19 protein-coding genes are annotated in these 17263 nt (G+C 58.7%); 13 read left to right on the top strand and 6 right to left on the bottom strand.

Annotated elements, in window-relative coordinates:
* Nucleotides 1-4: 4 nt before the first annotated feature.
* Nucleotides 5-1111: a multiheme c-type cytochrome gene (locus DSCA_RS25110; RefSeq protein WP_155319056.1), complete on the top strand. Its 1107-nt coding sequence runs from the start codon at nt 5-7 to the stop codon at nt 1109-1111.
* A gap of 98 nt (nt 1112-1209) precedes the next feature.
* Nucleotides 1210-1647 carry a rhodanese-like domain-containing protein gene (locus DSCA_RS25105; RefSeq protein ID WP_197904663.1) on the top strand — a complete coding sequence of 146 codons (438 nt, stop codon included), beginning with the start codon at nt 1210-1212 and terminating at the stop codon, nt 1645-1647.
* Nucleotides 1648-1782: 135 nt separating this feature from the next.
* Here the strand turns inward: DSCA_RS25105 and DSCA_RS25100 are convergent, their stop codons facing one another.
* Nucleotides 1783-2484: an HAD family hydrolase gene (locus DSCA_RS25100; RefSeq protein WP_155319055.1), complete on the bottom strand. Its 702-nt coding sequence runs from the start codon at nt 2482-2484 to the stop codon at nt 1783-1785.
* Between the two features lie 245 nt (nt 2485-2729).
* Here DSCA_RS25100 and DSCA_RS25095 point away from each other — a divergent pair, with 245 nt between their 5' ends.
* The 6 genes from DSCA_RS25095 to DSCA_RS25070 all read left to right on the top strand — a co-directional run bounded on the left by DSCA_RS25095 (nt 2730) and on the right by DSCA_RS25070 (nt 7926).
* A complete protein-coding gene (locus DSCA_RS25095) occupies nt 2730-3278 on the top strand; it encodes a cupin domain-containing protein (RefSeq protein WP_155319054.1) in 549 nt (182 codons plus the stop codon).
* A 45-nt stretch (nt 3279-3323) separates the two neighbouring features.
* Nucleotides 3324-4550 carry an ABC transporter substrate-binding protein gene (locus tag DSCA_RS25090; RefSeq protein WP_197904662.1) on the top strand — a complete coding sequence of 409 codons (1227 nt, stop codon included), beginning with the start codon at nt 3324-3326 and terminating at the stop codon, nt 4548-4550.
* A gap of 93 nt (nt 4551-4643) precedes the next feature.
* Nucleotides 4644-5504, top strand: a complete 861-nt coding sequence (locus DSCA_RS25085) for a branched-chain amino acid ABC transporter permease (RefSeq protein ID WP_155319053.1) — start codon at nt 4644-4646, stop codon at nt 5502-5504.
* 1 nt (nt 5505) lies between these two features.
* Nucleotides 5506-6474 carry a branched-chain amino acid ABC transporter permease gene (locus tag DSCA_RS25080; RefSeq protein WP_155319052.1) on the top strand — a complete coding sequence of 323 codons (969 nt, stop codon included), beginning with the start codon at nt 5506-5508 and terminating at the stop codon, nt 6472-6474.
* Entirely contained in the window at nt 6471-7235 is a 765-nt protein-coding gene (locus DSCA_RS25075; protein ID WP_155319051.1) for an ABC transporter ATP-binding protein, read from the top strand. Before DSCA_RS25080 ends, DSCA_RS25075 begins: the two co-directional genes overlap by 4 nt.
* Nucleotides 7228-7926: an ABC transporter ATP-binding protein gene (locus DSCA_RS25070; RefSeq protein WP_155319050.1), complete on the top strand. Its 699-nt coding sequence runs from the start codon at nt 7228-7230 to the stop codon at nt 7924-7926. The genes DSCA_RS25075 and DSCA_RS25070 overlap by 8 nt, the downstream gene beginning before the upstream one ends.
* Nucleotides 7927-7961: 35 nt before the next feature.
* Here DSCA_RS25070 and DSCA_RS25065 read toward each other — a convergent pair whose 3' ends face one another.
* The 5 genes from DSCA_RS25065 to DSCA_RS25045 all read right to left on the bottom strand — a co-directional run bounded on the left by DSCA_RS25065 (nt 7962) and on the right by DSCA_RS25045 (nt 10926).
* Nucleotides 7962-8780, bottom strand: coding sequence for a radical SAM protein (locus tag DSCA_RS25065; protein ID WP_155319049.1), 819 nt, complete (start codon nt 8778-8780; stop codon nt 7962-7964).
* Between the two features lie 40 nt (nt 8781-8820).
* Entirely contained in the window at nt 8821-9408 is a 588-nt protein-coding gene (locus tag DSCA_RS25060) for a peptidoglycan DD-metalloendopeptidase family protein (protein WP_155319048.1), read from the bottom strand.
* A 90-nt stretch (nt 9409-9498) separates the two neighbouring features.
* Nucleotides 9499-9864: a translation initiation factor Sui1 gene (locus DSCA_RS25055; protein WP_155319047.1), complete on the bottom strand. Its 366-nt coding sequence runs from the start codon at nt 9862-9864 to the stop codon at nt 9499-9501.
* 33 nt (nt 9865-9897) lie between these two features.
* Entirely contained in the window at nt 9898-10311 is a 414-nt protein-coding gene (gene arfB, locus DSCA_RS25050) for an alternative ribosome rescue aminoacyl-tRNA hydrolase ArfB (protein WP_155319046.1), read from the bottom strand.
* A 24-nt stretch (nt 10312-10335) separates the two neighbouring features.
* Nucleotides 10336-10926: a nucleoside-triphosphatase gene (locus DSCA_RS25045; protein ID WP_167527949.1), complete on the bottom strand. Its 591-nt coding sequence runs from the start codon at nt 10924-10926 to the stop codon at nt 10336-10338.
* Nucleotides 10927-11307: 381 nt separating this feature from the next.
* On the opposite strand from DSCA_RS25045, the gene DSCA_RS25040 reads away from it, so the two are divergent.
* The 5 genes from DSCA_RS25040 to DSCA_RS25020 all read left to right on the top strand — a co-directional run bounded on the left by DSCA_RS25040 (nt 11308) and on the right by DSCA_RS25020 (nt 17258).
* Nucleotides 11308-13083 carry a hypothetical protein gene (locus tag DSCA_RS25040; protein ID WP_155319044.1) on the top strand — a complete coding sequence of 592 codons (1776 nt, stop codon included), beginning with the start codon at nt 11308-11310 and terminating at the stop codon, nt 13081-13083.
* A gap of 194 nt (nt 13084-13277) precedes the next feature.
* Nucleotides 13278-13946, top strand: coding sequence for a MotA/TolQ/ExbB proton channel family protein (locus tag DSCA_RS25035; protein ID WP_155319043.1), 669 nt, complete (start codon nt 13278-13280; stop codon nt 13944-13946).
* Nucleotides 13947-13956: 10 nt separating this feature from the next.
* Complete coding sequence (locus DSCA_RS25030) at nt 13957-14364, top strand: ExbD/TolR family protein (protein ID WP_155319042.1); 408 nt, start codon at nt 13957-13959, stop codon at nt 14362-14364.
* A 5-nt stretch (nt 14365-14369) separates the two neighbouring features.
* Entirely contained in the window at nt 14370-15062 is a 693-nt protein-coding gene (locus tag DSCA_RS25025; RefSeq protein WP_155319041.1) for an energy transducer TonB, read from the top strand.
* A gap of 84 nt (nt 15063-15146) precedes the next feature.
* Complete coding sequence (locus DSCA_RS25020; protein ID WP_167527948.1) at nt 15147-17258, top strand: TonB-dependent receptor plug domain-containing protein; 2112 nt, start codon at nt 15147-15149, stop codon at nt 17256-17258.
* Nucleotides 17259-17263: the final 5 nt, after the last annotated feature.

Here is a 17263-nt window from a genome sequence, read left to right as displayed (position 1 = left end):
GCCGTTGGCGCCACACGAAAAGATCTTTGTCGACAGTGAATTTGCCGAGGATGAAAACCACGGTGAAATGGGGTGTGAAGAATGCCATGGCGGCGACCCGGCCGAACCGGACTGGAAAAAGGCCCATGTCGGACTGGTCAAGGACCCGACCTTTCCGGATCCGTCGGAAACCTGCGGAGCCTGCCATGAGGATATTGCCGAGCATTATCAAAGCAGCCTCCATATCAGCCTTTCTCCGTTCAAGAAGGTGATTGACACACGCGCCACCCAGGACAATGCGGTCTACGCCAAGGTCGACGCAGCCCGGGAGGCCCACTGCACATCCTGCCACAGCAGCTGCGGGCAATGCCACATCAGCCGTCCGGAGGCGGTTGAAGGCGGGTTGCTGGAAAGCCACCTCTTCCAGAAAAGGCCGCCCATGCATACCGTATGCACGGCCTGCCACGGCAGCCGCATCGAAAAGGAGTATATGGGCAAAAACAAAGGGATTCCCCCGGACATCCACAAAACCAAATACTTCAAATGCAGCAAGTGTCATACGGCCGATGAAATGCACGGCGACGGAAATGACTACGCCAACCGGTATGAAGTCGAAAACGCGCCCGACTGCGAGAACTGTCATGCAGAAATTTACACCGATACCGCCGAAAACGGAGACCAGCACCGGCAGCACAGGGACCGTGTGAGTTGCCAGGTCTGCCATTCCATGCCCTACAAGAACTGTTTCTCCTGCCACATCGGCAAAGACGGGCAGGGATTGAAATTTTTCAAAACCAAGGCATCTACCCTGGAATTCAAGATCGGCCTGAACCCGCTCCAATCCGAGAAACGCCCGGAAAAGTTTGTCACTGTGCGCCATGTACCGGTGGATCAGGACACATTCCAGTTTTACGCGGCAAACGGACTGGCCAATTTCGACCGGCTTCCCACGTGGAAGCTGGCCACCCCGCACAATATTCAACGCAAGACCCCCCAGAACGCGTCATGCAACAGCTGCCATGGCAAGGCGTCACTGTTCCTGCTCGAAAAGGATGTCCTGCCGCAATATCTCAATGCCAATCAGGCCGTGATCGTTGCCGGGAAGGCGGTTCCTGCGAAGGTCGCCCAGTAGGCCTGATGTTGCACGAAGTGATGTCGTTCCGAAAAAAAGAGAAGAAAGAGGCCTGATCGCCCGCCAAAAGACGAACGGCTAAAAAAGGAGGGAACACGATGAAACGATTGACCCGCTTGACCTTGGCGCTGACCCTTGCATTCGGACTGATCGCCGGCGGATGCGCAACCGCGCCACAAACAGACATGACAGCCGACGACATGGTGAAAGAGGCCAGGAAAAACATTTGCGAAATCACCGTGGCCGAGGCCAAGGAGATTCTCGACGGTGGTGAATACCTCTTTATAGACTGCCGGGAGCCCAAGGAGTACAAAATGGGTCATGTCCCCGGCGCCATCAATATTCCCCGGGGACTCCTGGAGTTCAAAATCGACAAGAAAGTCCCCGACAAGAACCAGAATATTGTCATGTACTGCAAGAGTGGCGGGCGCTCCTGCCTGTCCACCTGTACCCTCTGCCGCATGGGGTATAAAAACGTGAAATCCCTGGGCGGCGGATGGAAGGCCTGGGAAAAAGCCGGATATCCCATCGATTGAAAAACGATGGGATAAAATTCGCCTGAGCCGCATTGAAGCTGGCGCCACCGCCGGAATAAGGGTGCGACATCGTCCATTGCCATTCGAACCGTCTCTGGGGCGAAAAGGGATGGTTCGATATTTGGAAAACCGGTTTTACCCCGGGTTGCTTTCCTGACAACATTCCAGCAGCGGCAGAATTTCCGAAGGCCGGTTGACCAGTGTGCGACAGCCATTTTGCAGCAGTTCCTCCGGTCCCCGGAAGCCCCAGCCGACACCGACGGCATGCATGCCGGCCGCATTGGCCGTCTGCATGTCCACGGCGCTGTCTCCCACAAAAAGAAATGAGGACGGCGACAGGCCGATCTGCCGGGCGATGTCCAGGGCCGATGCCGGATCGGGCTTGACCGGAAAATGATCGTTCTGTCCCCTGACCGTCAGAAAAGTCGTGCCGGGAAAATAAGCCGCCACATAACGAACGGTAAAATCATGGGGCTTGTTGGACAATACGGCTTTGGGCACCTGTCCTGCCTCCAGGGCCTCCAGGAGGTCCACGATGCCGGCATAGGGCCTGGTTTTGCAGTTCCAGTTCTGCCAGTAAATTTCCCGGGCCCGATGAACACACGCCCGAATCATCTCCTCGGATCTCCCCGCCAGCGGCAGTGCCCGGGTGACCAGCATGTGGACGCCGTTGCCGATAAAGCGGCGATAGTCGTCCATGGTGTGACCGGGAAAGTTGTATTCCGCCAGCATGCGGTTCACCGAGTCGCCGATATCCGCCAGCGTGTCCAGCAGGGTGCCGTCAAGATCAAAAAGGACCGCCTGGAAGCGTCTGTATGACCCATCGTCCGTATTCATTCCGCCTCCTCAAATTTCTCGATGATTCCATTGAGTCGCCGACCGGAACCGCAGGGGCTTTGGTTTCTGGTCTTCGGTTCCGGGTTCGCCTTTCTGACCAATATAATTCAATTTGACACGAATGCACATGGGGTCGTCCCTTTAAAACGGATTCCACCTTGACTTGAATGAAATTCAGTGAGTATAAAGGCCTCGTAAATTAATATATAGCTAATACGCTAAAGCATTGGTTAATTTATAAGTCTATGGAAAACATTGGAAAGCAGATTCGGCATCACCGCAAACTGAAAGATCTCACCCTGAAGCAGGTGGCCGAAAAAGCCGAATGTTCCGATGTTTTCATATCCCAGGTCGAACGGAATCTGGCCAGCCCATCCATCGCCACCCTCAAACGCATTGCCAATGCCCTTGATGTCAGTCTCATCACCCTGCTTCAGGCGGACGAAGCCGAGGAAGAGCAGGTGGTGACCCGCAGGAAGGATCGGGTGCAGTTCAAGTTTCCCCATACCGAGGTGTACAGCGAACTTCTGGCCACCAATATTCGCAACAAGCAGATGCAGCCGCTCTATAAAGTCGTCAAGCCCGGTGCCGGCAGTGAAGGCACCTACCGGCATGACGGTGAGGAAATGGGGATTGTCCTGGAAGGCTGTCTGGAGCTGACCGTGGACGAGCAGGTCTATGAACTGGAACCCGGGGATGCATTTTACTTCAGCTCTTCCCGCAAGCACGGATACCGCAACACAAGCGAAGAGGAAACCCGGCTGATCTGGGTTATCACGCCACCAACGTTCTGATCGCGGTGGTGGCCACACTGCAACCGATCCAAAAAGGAGAAGGCGATGATGAAAAAAAGGTCAATCACCACACTCGTTCTGCCCATGTTGCTGGTCTGCCTGGTCATGGCATCACCGGCCTGGTCGGCCAAAACGGTCAAGGTGGGTTTCGTTTACATCATGTCCGGTCCGTTTGCCGCCTATGGCCAGTTTGCCAAAAAGGGTGCCGAACTGGCCGTGGCGGAGATCAATGCCGCCGGGGGAATCAACGGCCACCAGGTGGAGGCATATTTCGAGGATTCGACCGGCAAGCCCGATGTCGCCATCCGGGCTTTGAGGAAACTGGTTTTCCAGGAAAAGGTCGATTTTCTCATCGGCCTGGACTCCAGCGGCGTGGCCAAAACCGTCGTGCCGTCCATTCCCCAGATGAAGACCCCGCTGATCATCACCCATGCCGCCACGCCGGACGTGACCGGCAGCGTCTGCAACCGGTATGTCTTCCGCGTATCCGTCAACCTGTCCCAGAATGTCAAAGCCGCCGCCCTGCTGGCCGCGGAAACCGATGTGAAGACATGGACCACCATCGGCCCGGATTATGCGTTCGGCCACCAGAGCTGGGAGTATTTCGAAAAATACCTCAAGGCGATCAAACCCGGCGCCGGCTTCCTGCCGAGGGACGAGGTGGCCTTCCCACCTTTCAAAACCACGGATTTCAACCCCTATATCAACAAGATCATGCAATCCAAGGCAGATGGTGTCCTGGTCTCCCTGTGGGGCGGCAACCTGATCGATTTCGTCCGCCAGGCCAAGGAAATGGGCCTGTTTGACGGCAAGCGCCAGGTCCTGGTGACCCTTGGCGCGGCCACGGAAGTTCTCACCGCCCTGGGTGACAAGATGCCCGAAGGGCTGTGGGTCGGCACGCGATACTGGTTTCTGGCCAACGATTCCCGGCGCAACAAGGATTTTGTAAACGCCTACAAAGGCCGCTACGGCGATTACCCCTCCTACAATGCCCACGGTGCCTACGGCGCCCTTTATACGTACAAGGCCGCCGCCGAAAAAGCGGGCACCATCGACAAGGAGAAAGTCATCGACGCCCTGGAAGGCCTGACCGTGGAGCTGCCCGTCGGTGCGATCACGCTCCGCCCGGAAGATCACCAGGCGCTGACGGACGTCACCTGGGGAAAGACCGCGGCCGACCCGGCCTATCCCATCCGTATCCTCGATCCGATCAAGCTGTTCAAGGCAGCCGATGTCACCCCATCGGTCGCCGAGAGCGGATGCCGGAAATAGAACCACCCGGAGCCGTTTTTAACGCCTCCCATCCATGGACGGCGGCCCGGCGTCGGTCCGGGCCGCTTCAACACCGCACCACATGAGGTCGCCGTGGAAAGTTTCATCATCAACCTGTTGAACGGACTCAGCTGGGGAATGCTCCTTTTTCTGATCTCCCTGGGACTGACCACCGTATTCGGCGTGCTGGGGGTTCTCAATTTCGCCCACGGATCATTTTTCATGCTGGGCGCGTACCTGTGCATGCAGGTCATGCACATCGTGCCCTCCTTCTGGCTGGGCATCCTGATCGGTCCGCTGTCGGTGGCCATCCTCGGGGTGCTGATCGAGCGCGTACTGCTTCGCCGCACCTACGGCCGGGACATCTCGTTTCAACTCCTGCTCACCTTTGCCATCCTGCTGATCCTCGATGATGCCGTGCGCATCATCTGGGGACCGGGTTACCATGTGGTGGAGCCGCCCGCACTCCTGTCGGGCGTGTTCACGCTGTTTACCCGCACCTACCCGGTCTACCGCCTGTTCCTGGTGGTTGCCGGCCCTCTGATCGGCCTGTCTTTATGGGCCTTTTTCCAGTTCAGCCGGTGGGGGAAAATCATCCGTGCCGCGGCCATGGACCGGGAAATGGCCGAGGGCATCGGCATCCGGGTGCCGCTGCTGTTTACCGCGGTTTTCGCCCTGGGTAGCTGGCTGGCGGCCATGGGCGGCGCACTGGCCGCACCGCACCAGAGCCTGGCACCCTCCATGGGGGAACGTATTATCATCGAAAGTTTTATTGTGGTCGTCAGCGGCGGGATGGGCAGTTTTCCCGGCGCTTTCGTCGGCGCCCTGATTCTGGGGCTGTTCGAGTCCTTCGGCACCGTATTTCTGGGCAGCGTACAGATGGCGGTCCCCTATATCCTGCTGGCGGCGGTGCTTATCGTCAGACCGCACGGCTTTTTCGGTCGGGAGGTGTGACATGGACCTCGTAAAACAACATAAAACGGCCATCATCCTGCTTCTGGCGCTGGCCTTTTTTGTGGCCTGCCCGTTTGCGCTGCCGGTGTACTGGACCATGATCCTGACGGAGATCCTGATCATGGGCCTGCTGGCCATGAGCTTCAACCTCCTGTTCGGGTACACCGGACTGCTCTCCTTCGGCCAGGCCGGATTTTTCGGTGTGGGCGCCTACGCCACAGCATTGTTTCTGTCCCACGGGGGCAGCTCCCTCCTCCTCGGACTGGCGGCCGCACTGGTCGCCGGGGCGGTGAGTGCGGCCGTCATCGGCTTCCTGTGCGTGCGCCGGGACGAAATCTACTTCGCCATGATCACCCTGGGGTTCGGGATGATGCTGTATACGGTGGCCCACAACTGGTTCGACCTGACCGGCGGCAGCGACGGCCTGCCCGTGATGAACCTGCCGCCGCTGTCCATCCTCGGCGGGCAATACAGCCTTTTCGACCCGGTCGCCATGTACGTGTTCGTTTTCTCGATAATCGCCGCGTGCGTCTTTTTCCTGTGGCGGGTGGTCCGATCGCCCTTCGGGTTGATGCTCACGGCCATCCGGGAGAATAAACAACGCCTGTCATTTGTCGGTGCCGGCGTGCAGAACCTGCGCCTGGCGGCGTTCGTGATTGCCGGTGCAGTGGCCGGCATCGCCGGGGGCCTGTTCTGCCTGTTCAACGCCATGGCCACACCGGACATCCTGCACTGGGGATTTTCTGCACGGCCGGTGCTCATGACCGTGCTCGGCGGTTCCGGCATCTTTCTCGGCCCCCTGTTCGGGGCGGCGATCTTCTTCGGCCTGGAGCAGTTGATCACCGATTTGACGGAGAACTGGATGATCTTCCTGGGGCTGATCCTGATACCGGTGGTGATCTATTTTCCCCGCGGTATTTTGGGCACGCTGACAGACTGGATTCGAACAAGGATAAAACGCACACGATGAACGACACACCCATATTGAAAATTGAAAATCTCGGGCACGCCTATGGCCGATACATGGTCATCCAGGACATCTCGCTGGAGGTGGCCCCGGGTGAACTGACGGCCCTGATCGGCCCCAACGGCGCGGGCAAAACGACCTTCTACAATTCAGTCTCCGGCGGTTTCCGCCCGACCGCCGGCAAGGTCTATTTCGACGGCCGGGACATCACCGGGCTGCCAGCCCACAAACTGGTGCCCATGGGCCTTTTGCGGTCATTCCAGATCACCAACATCTTCCCCAACCTCACGGTCATGGAAAACATCCTGGTGCCCCTGGTGCTGCATTACGGCAAAGGATACGCATTTCTGGGTTCGCTGTCGCGGGAGAAAAAACTCCACCGCAAGGCCGAGGAGGTTCTGGACAAAGTGGGCATCCTCTCCTCCGCCCATCGACCGGCGGCTGAACTGCCCTACGGCGACAAGCGCCTGGTGGAGATGGCCATCGTCCTGGCCAGGGAACCCAAACTGGTCATGCTCGATGAACCCACCGCCGGCATGAACCCCGAGGAGACCGACCGCATGATCCAGCTGATCAGGGAACTGGCCGCCCGGTTCGGCACCACGTTTTTTCTCACCGAGCACGACATGAAAGTGGTGTTTGCCGTGGCCTCCCGGATTTACGTGCTCCACCAGGGAGTACTGCTGGCCCAGGGAGACCAGGAAACGATCCGCTCCGATCCACGGGTCCGCGAAGCGTATCTGGGAGGTTCCGTAGATGATTGAACTCGACGATATCCACGTTTATTACGGGGACAGCTACATTCTCCAGGGCGTCAGCCTGAATGTGCAGGCCGGAGAGATCGTCTGCCTGCTGGGGCGCAATGGCGCCGGAAAAACCACGACCATGCGGGGCATCATGGGTTACAACCCTCCGGCCAGGGGCCGCGTGGTGGTCGACGGCCGGGACATCGCCGGCCAGCCGGTCTTCGCCAACGTCCGCCGGGGTCTCGGCTTTGTTCCAGAGGACCGGCGAATTTTTGCGGACCTCACCGTCATGGAAAACCTGGCCGTCGCGGCCCTTCCGCCGCGTCAGGGGCAGACACCCTGGACCGAGGAGAGAATTTTCGAGGTTTTCCCCCTGCTGGTGAAGCTCAAGAATCACAAGGGGGGGGCGCTCAGCGGCGGCGAGCAGCAGATGCTCTCCCTGGCCCGGGCCTTGATGGGCAACCCGCGCATGCTGCTCCTGGACGAGCCCTGTGAAGGCCTGGCCCCGATCATCGTCGAAAATATCGGCGCGATCATCACCTCCCTGAAAGCGGATGTGGCCATCCTGCTGACCGAACAGAACGCCCACTTTGCCCTGGGCATCGCGGACCGCGGGTACGTCATCGACAAGGGGCGGATCTGCTACGAAGGATTGGCCCGGGAACTGGCCGAAAACGAGGAGGTCCAGCAGCGGTATCTGGCCGTGTAAGGCGGCCGCGTAATAAACGCCCCCTGCCCACCCGTTCAGCCCGGAGGAATGGCCGCCCCGCCTGAACCGTATGCGTTTTTCCAGGTCGGAGACATCCGGGCCTGCTTCGTCGGCCATTGAAATCCGAAATGGCCGCAATAGGGGCAGAACCGGCGAAGATGATCGGTCATGGGATCCCCGGGTGCCGGCAGTTGTGGTCGGCCTGTGTTGAATTGGAAAATGCGGTCGATTCCTCCGGCCACCGCGCAGGGATAATACCCCATGGGGGTAAGCCCCATTCCGCAGTCCTCCAGGATGCGGCACCCGCAGGAAAAATCCGAGCCGCTGAATATCCGTGAATCCACCGGGGCCCGGTTAAAAGGCCTGAACAGCCGTTGTCCCCCCCGTTTATAGGTATTTTTTACCGCCACGTCAGCCGGCAGCCGTCCGAGTCGGCGCTGCACCGTTCGTCCGCTTCCGTTGGTGCAGACGACGATTCGGGTTTGCGGACTGTGCGCATCGCGATAGGCCTTCAGCAGGTCGATGATGGTGAAAAACTGGGCGTGCAGGGTGGGCTCGCCCCCCAGCAGCCGAATGCGACGCCAGGCGACCCCGGCCGCAACGCTCTGGTCGATGAAGGAAACGATGGTATCCAGCGGCATTTCCAAACGGCTGGGGCACTGGGTGCAGGACCGGTTGCAGTTGAGACACCTGAGGTTGCAGCGGTAGGTGATATCGATTTCGATGGCCCGGGTGCTGCGTCGGAACGGCTTTCCGAACCGCCGGACCACGACCCGCTGGCATCGGAAAAATTGATAGAAATCCAGAACCAGGCGTTTGAGGCTGATGTTTCGATGAATCTTGTCCCGGGCCATGGTCAACCGCCTTGTGCCTCACCGGCATTGAGCGCAGGTCTCACGCCCCCACCTGCCAGGGCCAGGCGATGGTGCCCAGTGGATCCAGCAGGGCAACCAGGCCGGGATCGCGCATCGTATTCCAGGTGAACCGTTCGTAAGCCAGGTCCGGGGACGGTTGCCCGAGCGTGAGGTGCAGATGCGGGTGGATACCTGCCCTCGACCGGCTGGTGTCGGCGATGGTTCCGAGGATATCCCCGTCCTTGACGGTCACACCGGGCTGCATGTCGTTCCGCGGTCGGGTGTGGGCATAAATTGCGACAACCGTGCCATGCCCGTTGAGTGCGTTCCGATGCTCAACGACCACGGCCTTGCCGAGATAATCGGCAAAAACGGCCCTGACCACGCCGTGGCCAATCACCGGAATACGGGTCTGCTGATCGAGACGGCACCTGTGACCCGAAGCGTTCCGGTAAAGGCAGAAATCGATACCCTCGTGCGGGAAATCCCGCCGGCCAAAATCTCCCCACCACTTGTCCGGTGAGGCAAAGAGCATGCCCGGGTGGAACAGCCAGCACAGGAAATCGCCGGCATCGATGCCGTTGGCCTCGATGAGCATTTCGGTGAAACGGTTTTTTTCCAAGCGCATGCTATCTTCCTGGAAAATCTTTTCCAAACCGCCGACGCCCGTCTTTGAGCAGGCCGCCTGTGTGGGCCGCTGCCCCCGGGTCGGCGGCCATCACCCCCCCGACCGCCTGACCGTGTACCCCATGGCCTGCAGTTCGGCTGTCAGGACATCCCGGTGATCCCCCTGGATTTCGATGCAGCCGGCCTTGACCGTGCCGCCGCTGCCGCACTTCTGCTTGAGCGTTTTGGCCACCTGTTTCAGCCCGCCGTCATCCACGGGGATGCCGGTAATCACCGTCACGCCCTTGCCCTTGCGGCCCTTGGTGGACCGCCCGATCCGGACGATGCCGTCACCGGCCGGCGGGGCCTTTTTTTTGCGGCAGGTGCAGCGGTCCAGTTTCTGGTTGCAGGCCGGGCAGGTGCGGCCGTGCTCGGTGGAGTATACCAGCCGGGAATTGCGGTTGCCGTTTCTCGCCATATCCGTTCCTTTTTGCCAATATGCCGAAGGTAGCTATAAAGTGACCTTCCGCCTCAACGCCTTCTGCCGCCCCCGCCGCGTCTTGCTGTCCAGGCGCCGCCGCGCGGAGCCGCGGGTGGGACGGGTGGGTTTCCGTTTCCGGATCGGGACCAGGGCACCGCGGACCATCTGCACCAGACGCATGCACGCCGCCTCGCGGTTCTTCTCGAAGGTGCGGTGTTCCTGGGCCTTGATCACGATGACGCCATTTTTGGTGATGCGCCGGTCCCTGCCCCGCAGCAACTGCGCCTTGACGGGATCCGGCAGCGACGAGGCACCGATGTCGAAGCGCAGGTGCACCGCCGAGGCCACCTTGTTCACATTCTGCCCGCCGGCGCCCTGGGAACGGATGGCGCTGATCTCAAACTCCCCCTCCGGTATGGCCAATCGGTTGCTGATCACCAGCATGGTTTGGGTCCCTCGGGCTGTCCGCTAGTTTTGCCGCGCCTTTAGATGGGGAGCCAGCACCCGTTCAGCGGCGGCGCGAAGATGGTCAAGGGCTTGGGGTTGGCGGGCATCGATCACCGGCACGTCGTCAAAGCCGAAGAGATCACAGATCCGCTGCATACAATCCAGACGGACGATCAGGATGAACAGGGGCGGGTCAATGGTCAGCAAGGCCTTGATGTGGGGGGTCCAGCCCTCCCCCCTGGCCTCCAGTTTGCCGACCTCGTCCACCACCACCATATCGGCCCGACGGCACAGACGGGGATCCAGTGCCTGCGCTCCGGCCCGCATGCCGGCCTCCAGAAAATCGAACATCAGACGGTGGTGCGGATCCGGTTGCGGTCGACGCCTTGCCAACGGGCAGGTACGGCCGTCGGACAGGTTCACCAGATCAAATCCTGCCCTGAGACTGTCCCGCCACAACCCTGTGGCCAGAATACCGGCGATGCGCAGCCCCTGACCGGACACGGATGCAATGAAATCAGCCACCAATGTCGTTTTTCCGCAGTGCTTGCCACCGGTAACCAGGATGACGGAATTCCCGGCGGCCCGGACATGGTCGCGGCGATGGTACATGGCGAACCCCTTTGATCCTCTTTCTGTTGGCATGCCTTGAGGGCGGCCCAAGCCCCGGTTCGGCCACCCCCACCGGATGGGCATCATTATATCGGATACCATTGATTCGTGGTCGAGTAAACCACTGCCACACGGGGAAACCTAAAGCTGCGGCCGAGCCTTCAAACCCCCATAAAGGTTGTTTTTAGTATTTATAGGTTAGTTTAATCCTATAAAAAAAATTTTAAAATTAAAATACCAATAACTGTCTATGTCAATATTGACATAAATAGAAAGAAATATTATTGGCGATTAACTCCGCGCAAAATGAAAAGGGCCGCCCTCACCGCAATTCGGTGCGGACAGGGCGGGCCAAGTTTCGTTCGCGGCATGGTTCAGGGCATGCGCACAAACCGATTCCAAAATTTTCTGATTTTCAGCACCGTCCTGCTGATCAACGTTCCGGGAGCCTGCATTCGTCAGGCGGCCGCCCTGGAAAAACGTGTGGAAAGAGACATCGACGGGGACGGAAAAATCGACCAGATCGCCTACGTCGACAAAAGGGGCGATCCGCTCCGACTGGAGATCGACAGCAACGGAGATGGCCGTTTCGACAGGTTCCAGTTTTACCGCAATGGCAAACTGAGGACACTGGAAAACGATCGGGATCACGATGGCACCATCGATACCCGGGACCGCTTTGAACAGGAAAAGCGGGTGCGCCATGAACGCATTGCCGCTGAAACGGGGCAGCCGGAAGAGGTGATTGTATTCGACAGCCAGGAGCGGCCACTGACCCTGCAGCGGGATACCACCGCGGACGGGCGCTTCGACACCCGCCATGAATTCGAAGCGGGCCGTCTGGCCCGCGCCACCCGGGACACCGACGGCGACGGCCAGGTCAACGTCCGGGTGACCTACCGCAACGCCCTTCCCGTGGAACAGAAAACCGACAGCGACGGGGACGGGCGCGTCGAACAGGTCATCCTTTTTGATGATAAGGGCCAACCCCGCAACAGCCGCCACGACCTGGATGCCAACGGCACCTTTGAGACGCAGCGGCACTATATCGCCGGTGAGCTTTCCCGCCAGGAAAACGATACCAACGGGGACGGCAAGGCCGATATCGTCCTGCACTTTAAAAACGCGCTGCCGGCCCTCCAGAAACGGGATACCAACCACGACGGCCAGTTCGACGTCACCACCCGATACAAAAAAGGACAACCGGAGAAAGAGGAGAAGGACACCAATTTCGATGGCACCAACGATGTTTTCGTGGCCTTCGACGCGGTCGGCCAGCCCTCGAAAATGGAAGAGGACACCCGCTTCACGGGAAGCATCGACCGTATCCGCCACTATCGGCACGGGATGGTCGAGACGGTCATTTCCGACGGCGACGGCGACGGGTTCATGGAAACGCGCACGTGCTTCCTAAAGGGGAAAATGACCACCCAGACCCAGGATGGCAACCGGGATGGCCGGGCCGATGTGACCATCTTTTTTAATGACAACGGGGAAAAGACCCGCGTGGAAAGCGATACCGATTTTTCGGGCAGGCCGGATGCCTGGGAATATTTCTCCGGGCAGGCGCTGGTCCGCGCCGAACGGGACAGCAACGGCGACGGCCGGGTGGACCTGAAAGTCTTCTACCGCAACGCGGAGCGGCAGCGGCTGATCAAGGATTGCGACCATGACGGCCATTTTGAAACCGCCCAGTGGTTCGACCGGGCGCCATGGTCCATGGTGATGGAGGTGGACGCGGACCTCAACGGAACGCCCGAAGGGCGCTATCGCTACCGGGACGGCATTCTTCGGGAAAAGTACGTGGATGAAAACAGCGACGGCCGCTTCGATCTTAGGGAGATTTACGACGTGAAAGGCAAAATAACCCGCAGCGAGGAAGAACCGGATGAAAGCGGCCGGTTCGCCCTGGCATGGATCTACGATGAAACCGAATCGGCGGTCCGGGCGGAGCAGGACCGGGACGGCAATGGATGCCCCGATGTCTGGTTCGCCTACGAGCAGAATCGGCTGGTGACGGTGGCCGAAGACACCAATGGTGACGGCAATCCGGATCTTTGGGAAGCCTACGACGGTGCCGAAGCGCTGGTCAAACGCTCCAGAGATCTCAATTTCGATGGCACGCCGGATGTTGAAGAACATGCCGGGGGCAGTTAATTTTATGAGGTTGAATTGGTCTGAATGGCTGGGAGTTCAGGTCTAAAGGTTGTCGGTTACTGGTTTCCGGTTCATGCGACTTGCCGGCAGGTATAGGTCTGCCAATCGCATCGGCTCGCACCTGCCTGCAGTCTTTCCATCCTTTGAATCCTCGCATCTTTGAATCCAGTTGCAAATCAGTAAGGAGAAGCAGCGTGTTCGAATTTCTTGCCAAGGGAGGCGTTTTAGTCGTGCCCATTCTACTGTGTTCGGTGGTCGCACTGGCCCTTTTTCTGGAACGTCTCATCCGTTTGGGCCGGCCCAGGATTCGCGGCAACGGGCTGATATCCGGCATGGCCAGGCATCTGAAAAATGGAGAAGACCACCAGGCCTATGATCTGGCCAGCCGGGACGCTTCCCCCATGGGACGGGTGCTGACCCAGGCCATGGAAGTCAAAAATCAGGACCGGGACACCCTGGAGGCGGTGTTGGTCCATGCGACCGAGGCGGAAACCCGCGAACTGTCACGCTATCTTCAGGCCCTGGCCACCATCGGCAACATCACGCCGCTGCTGGGCCTGCTGGGCACCGTACTGGGAATGATCAAAGCCTTCATGGTCATCCAGGAGATGGGCGGCAAGGTCAATGCAGCCGTCCTGGCCGGCGGGATCTGGGAGGCCATGCTGACGACGGCGCTGGGGCTGGCCGTGGCCCTGCCCACCATGGTGGCCCACAGCTACCTGTCGGCGCGCGTGGACCGCTACGAAGCCCAGCTCCAGGACGGGAGCGTCATGTTTCTCAAGTCCATCGGATCTCCCACCCATGGCCACCCCCATGCAGATACGCCCCGAAGGCAGGCCATCACCCGGGCAATCAACGAATAGGAGTCGCCCCATGCTCGTCCGTGCCAGACGCAAAGCCCGTTACCAGGTGCAGATGCCCATGACGTCGCTGATCGATATCGTCTTCATGCTGCTGATCTATTTTCTCCTGACCACCAACTTCATGGTCGAAGAGGGCATAAAGATCAAACTGCCCCAGGCCAGGGCGGCGGCGCCCCAGACCGAAGAGACCATCACGGTGATTGTGGATGCCCAGGGGCGCGCCTTTATCGGAGAAGAAGAGGTTCCCCTGCCCCGTCTTTTCGATCGTCTCAAACAGAAAATCGGGTCCAGGGAAGATGAACTGGTGGTGGTGCGCGCGGATCGGGCGGTCATCCTCAACAAAGCCGTGAAGGTGATGGATATCGCCAAGGCCGCCGGCGCCGGCCGGCTCTGCCTGGCCACGGAAAAGGATTTCTAGCTCCGATGGATCGAACACCCGGGCCGAACTGGTTGCTGAGAACGTTGATCATCATCTCCGTGGGTGTTCATGGCCTGATCCTCGTGCATCTTTCCGGCATCTACCGCTCCAGCGCACTCACCTACATCGAAATGTCCCTGCAGAACATCAACCGGCCGTCAGCCCGACAGATTCCCCGCCCGCGCCCCAGGCCCAAAGCGCCCGACTCCCAGGATCAGCTCAGGCCGCTCAATGCGGTTCAGCGGCCCCTGCCCCGATTCAAACCGCTGGTCATGGCGCCCGTGGAAAACAGGTTCCCGGATTCATTGGTCGAGGGCATCGCTGCACCGGCGATTCCCCGGGCACCGGGTGTGGAGAGTGCCGGCTGGATACCCGCCCCCCAAAGCCACGCCGCCGCCGAGGAATACATGACCAAGGCCAGCTACCTGGACATGGTGCGCCTGAAGATCGAAAGCCGCAAGCGCTATCCGGAGACCGCCAGGACCGGAAGCATCGAAGGCCGGGTGACCATCCGCTTTATCCTGGTCACCGACGGCAGTGTGCGGGACGTGGCCGTTGTCAAAGGCGCCCCCTGCAGCGCCTTGAATACCGCCGCACTGGATGCGGTCAAAAATGCAGCACCTTTTCCCCGGCCGCCAACCAGTCTGTTCCCGGGGGATCTGTCCCTGAAGCTGACCATTGTCTTTGAACTGACATGAAAGGGCTTCCGGAAGAGATAAGAAATACATGAATCACATAAAAGGATGCGGAAAAACCATTCACACAAGGGAGGAGTAGAGAAAATGAGGAAAATGGTCGGATATTCGCAGTTGCTGGTTCTAAGTATCGTTTTGTTGATGGTGTTCCCCCTGGGCATTTCATCGGCACTGGCAGAGGATGACAAGGGATACGAGGAGTATTCACTGGGGGAAATCGTCGTCAGCGGCAAAGGCTCGGCCGTGCGCGACATCGCCATTTCCAACGAAGTGACCCCCGATGATTTCGAGGCCGTGAACGCGGACAGCGTGGCCGATGCCCTGACCTATGTACCGGGGGTACAGGTTTCCTACGGCCGTAAATCCGAGGCGGGCATCAATATTCATGGTTTTGATAAAACCCGGATATTGACTATGATCGACGGTGTCCCTTACTACGAAACCAAGTACGGCAGCCTGGATATGAACCAGATCGGGTTGGAGGGTGTCGCCCGCATCGACGTGATCAAAGGAGCTCCTTCCGTGCTTTACGGTCCGAATGCCTTGGGCGGAGCTGTCAACATCATCACCAAAAAAGCCGCTTCAGAAAAACCGGTCTTGTCGGCAACGGCTGAATACGGCGTGGACGGCATCGACGATGCTTACAGAGTGGGCCTGTCCCACGGCATGAAAGTGGGCAACCTCAACTACTGGCTGAGCTATTCCCACAAGGAATGGGATTCGTGGGATCTTTCCGACGACTTCGAACCAAGAGAAGGGTTGATCCGACGAAGACCGGGAGGCAATGAATATACCATAATCCAGGATGAGGGAGAGCGGGTCAACTCGGATTACGAAACCAACAATTTTTGGGCCAAAGTGGGTCTGGAGCCGTCTGACGATACCGAAGTTTTTGTTAACTTTCACTATATCGAGACCGAAAAAGGTGATCCGCCCAGTATCGACCGGGTGAATGTTTTTTCTGACTTTACGCAATTCGACAGAATCAGCGCTTACGACGACTGGGGTATGGACCTGAGTGCCGAGCATGCCTTTACGGACAATTTCAGCCTGCAGGCCAAGCTTTACTACCATGACCATAGTGACGATTACGAATCCTTCAGCGACGAGACCTACACGGAGTCTGTTGCCCTTAGCACGTACAAGGATTCCATCGTCGGCGGCATGCTTCTGGCCGATTACCGTGTCGCCGACTGGGATACGCTGCGCGCGTCCTTCCACTACAAGGAAGATAACCATGAGCAACGCGATCTGGAATCGCTGCCGTATGCCGAAAGTTCAGCCGATACCGGTTCCATCGGTGTTGAGAACGAATTGACCGTTCTGAACGGGAAACTGTCGGTTGTGGCCGGCATCAGCTATGACTGGTACGAGGTATCCGACGCCGAATCCGATCCGGAAAACGATGGCAATATTGTCAAATCTGACACACCGGGCACCACCGACGAAATCAACCCCATGATCGGCGCCACGTACCAGATGAATGACGATATTCAGCTCTTTGCTTCGGTGGCCCGCAAAACCCGTTTCCCCACCTTGAGCCAAATTTATTCCGGAGAAGACCCGGACACGGGGGCCGACCTGCCCAACCTGGACCTGGAAGCAGAGACCGCTGTGAACTATACCGCCGGTGTTTCCTGGACCTTCAGAGATCTTCTCAACGTGGAGGTAGCGCCTTTTTTCCACGACATCTCGGACTATATTACCCGCGATATACCGCCAGAGGAAAACCCTTATTCACAATATAAAAACTATGAAGACGTCGAGATGAAGGGCGTGGAAATCAACGCGGTGATAACGCCATATACGGATCTTGTCCTAAAGGTGGGGTATATGTACAACGATGCCAGCAACGAGAGTCCGGAGCGGGTCACCGACGACGTGATCGGCGTTCCGGAATACATCTTCAATTTTGGCATCGGATACACCTTGCCGGCCATTGGAACTGTCCTCAACCTGACCATGTTGCATATCGGCGAAGCCTACGACCAGTTGCCGACGCCGGAGGAGCCGGACCTCGAGGTCCTCAAGAATGAAAGCTACAATATCTGCAACGCCAAAATTACCCAACCGTTCATGGCTGACCACCTGAAGGTATTTCTGGCCGTGGAAAACCTCTTCGACGAAGACTACGAACCCGAGAGTGGCTACCCGGCACCCGGAATGCGGACGTGGCTGGGGGTTAGCTTTGACCTGTAAGGATA

The sequence above is a fragment of the Desulfosarcina alkanivorans genome, from assembly GCF_009688945.1.
GTDB classification, from domain to species: domain Bacteria; phylum Desulfobacterota; class Desulfobacteria; order Desulfobacterales; family Desulfosarcinaceae; genus Desulfosarcina; species Desulfosarcina alkanivorans.
The sequence above is the reverse complement of the archived record's forward strand: the minus strand, read 5'-3'. Positions and strand labels throughout refer to the sequence as shown.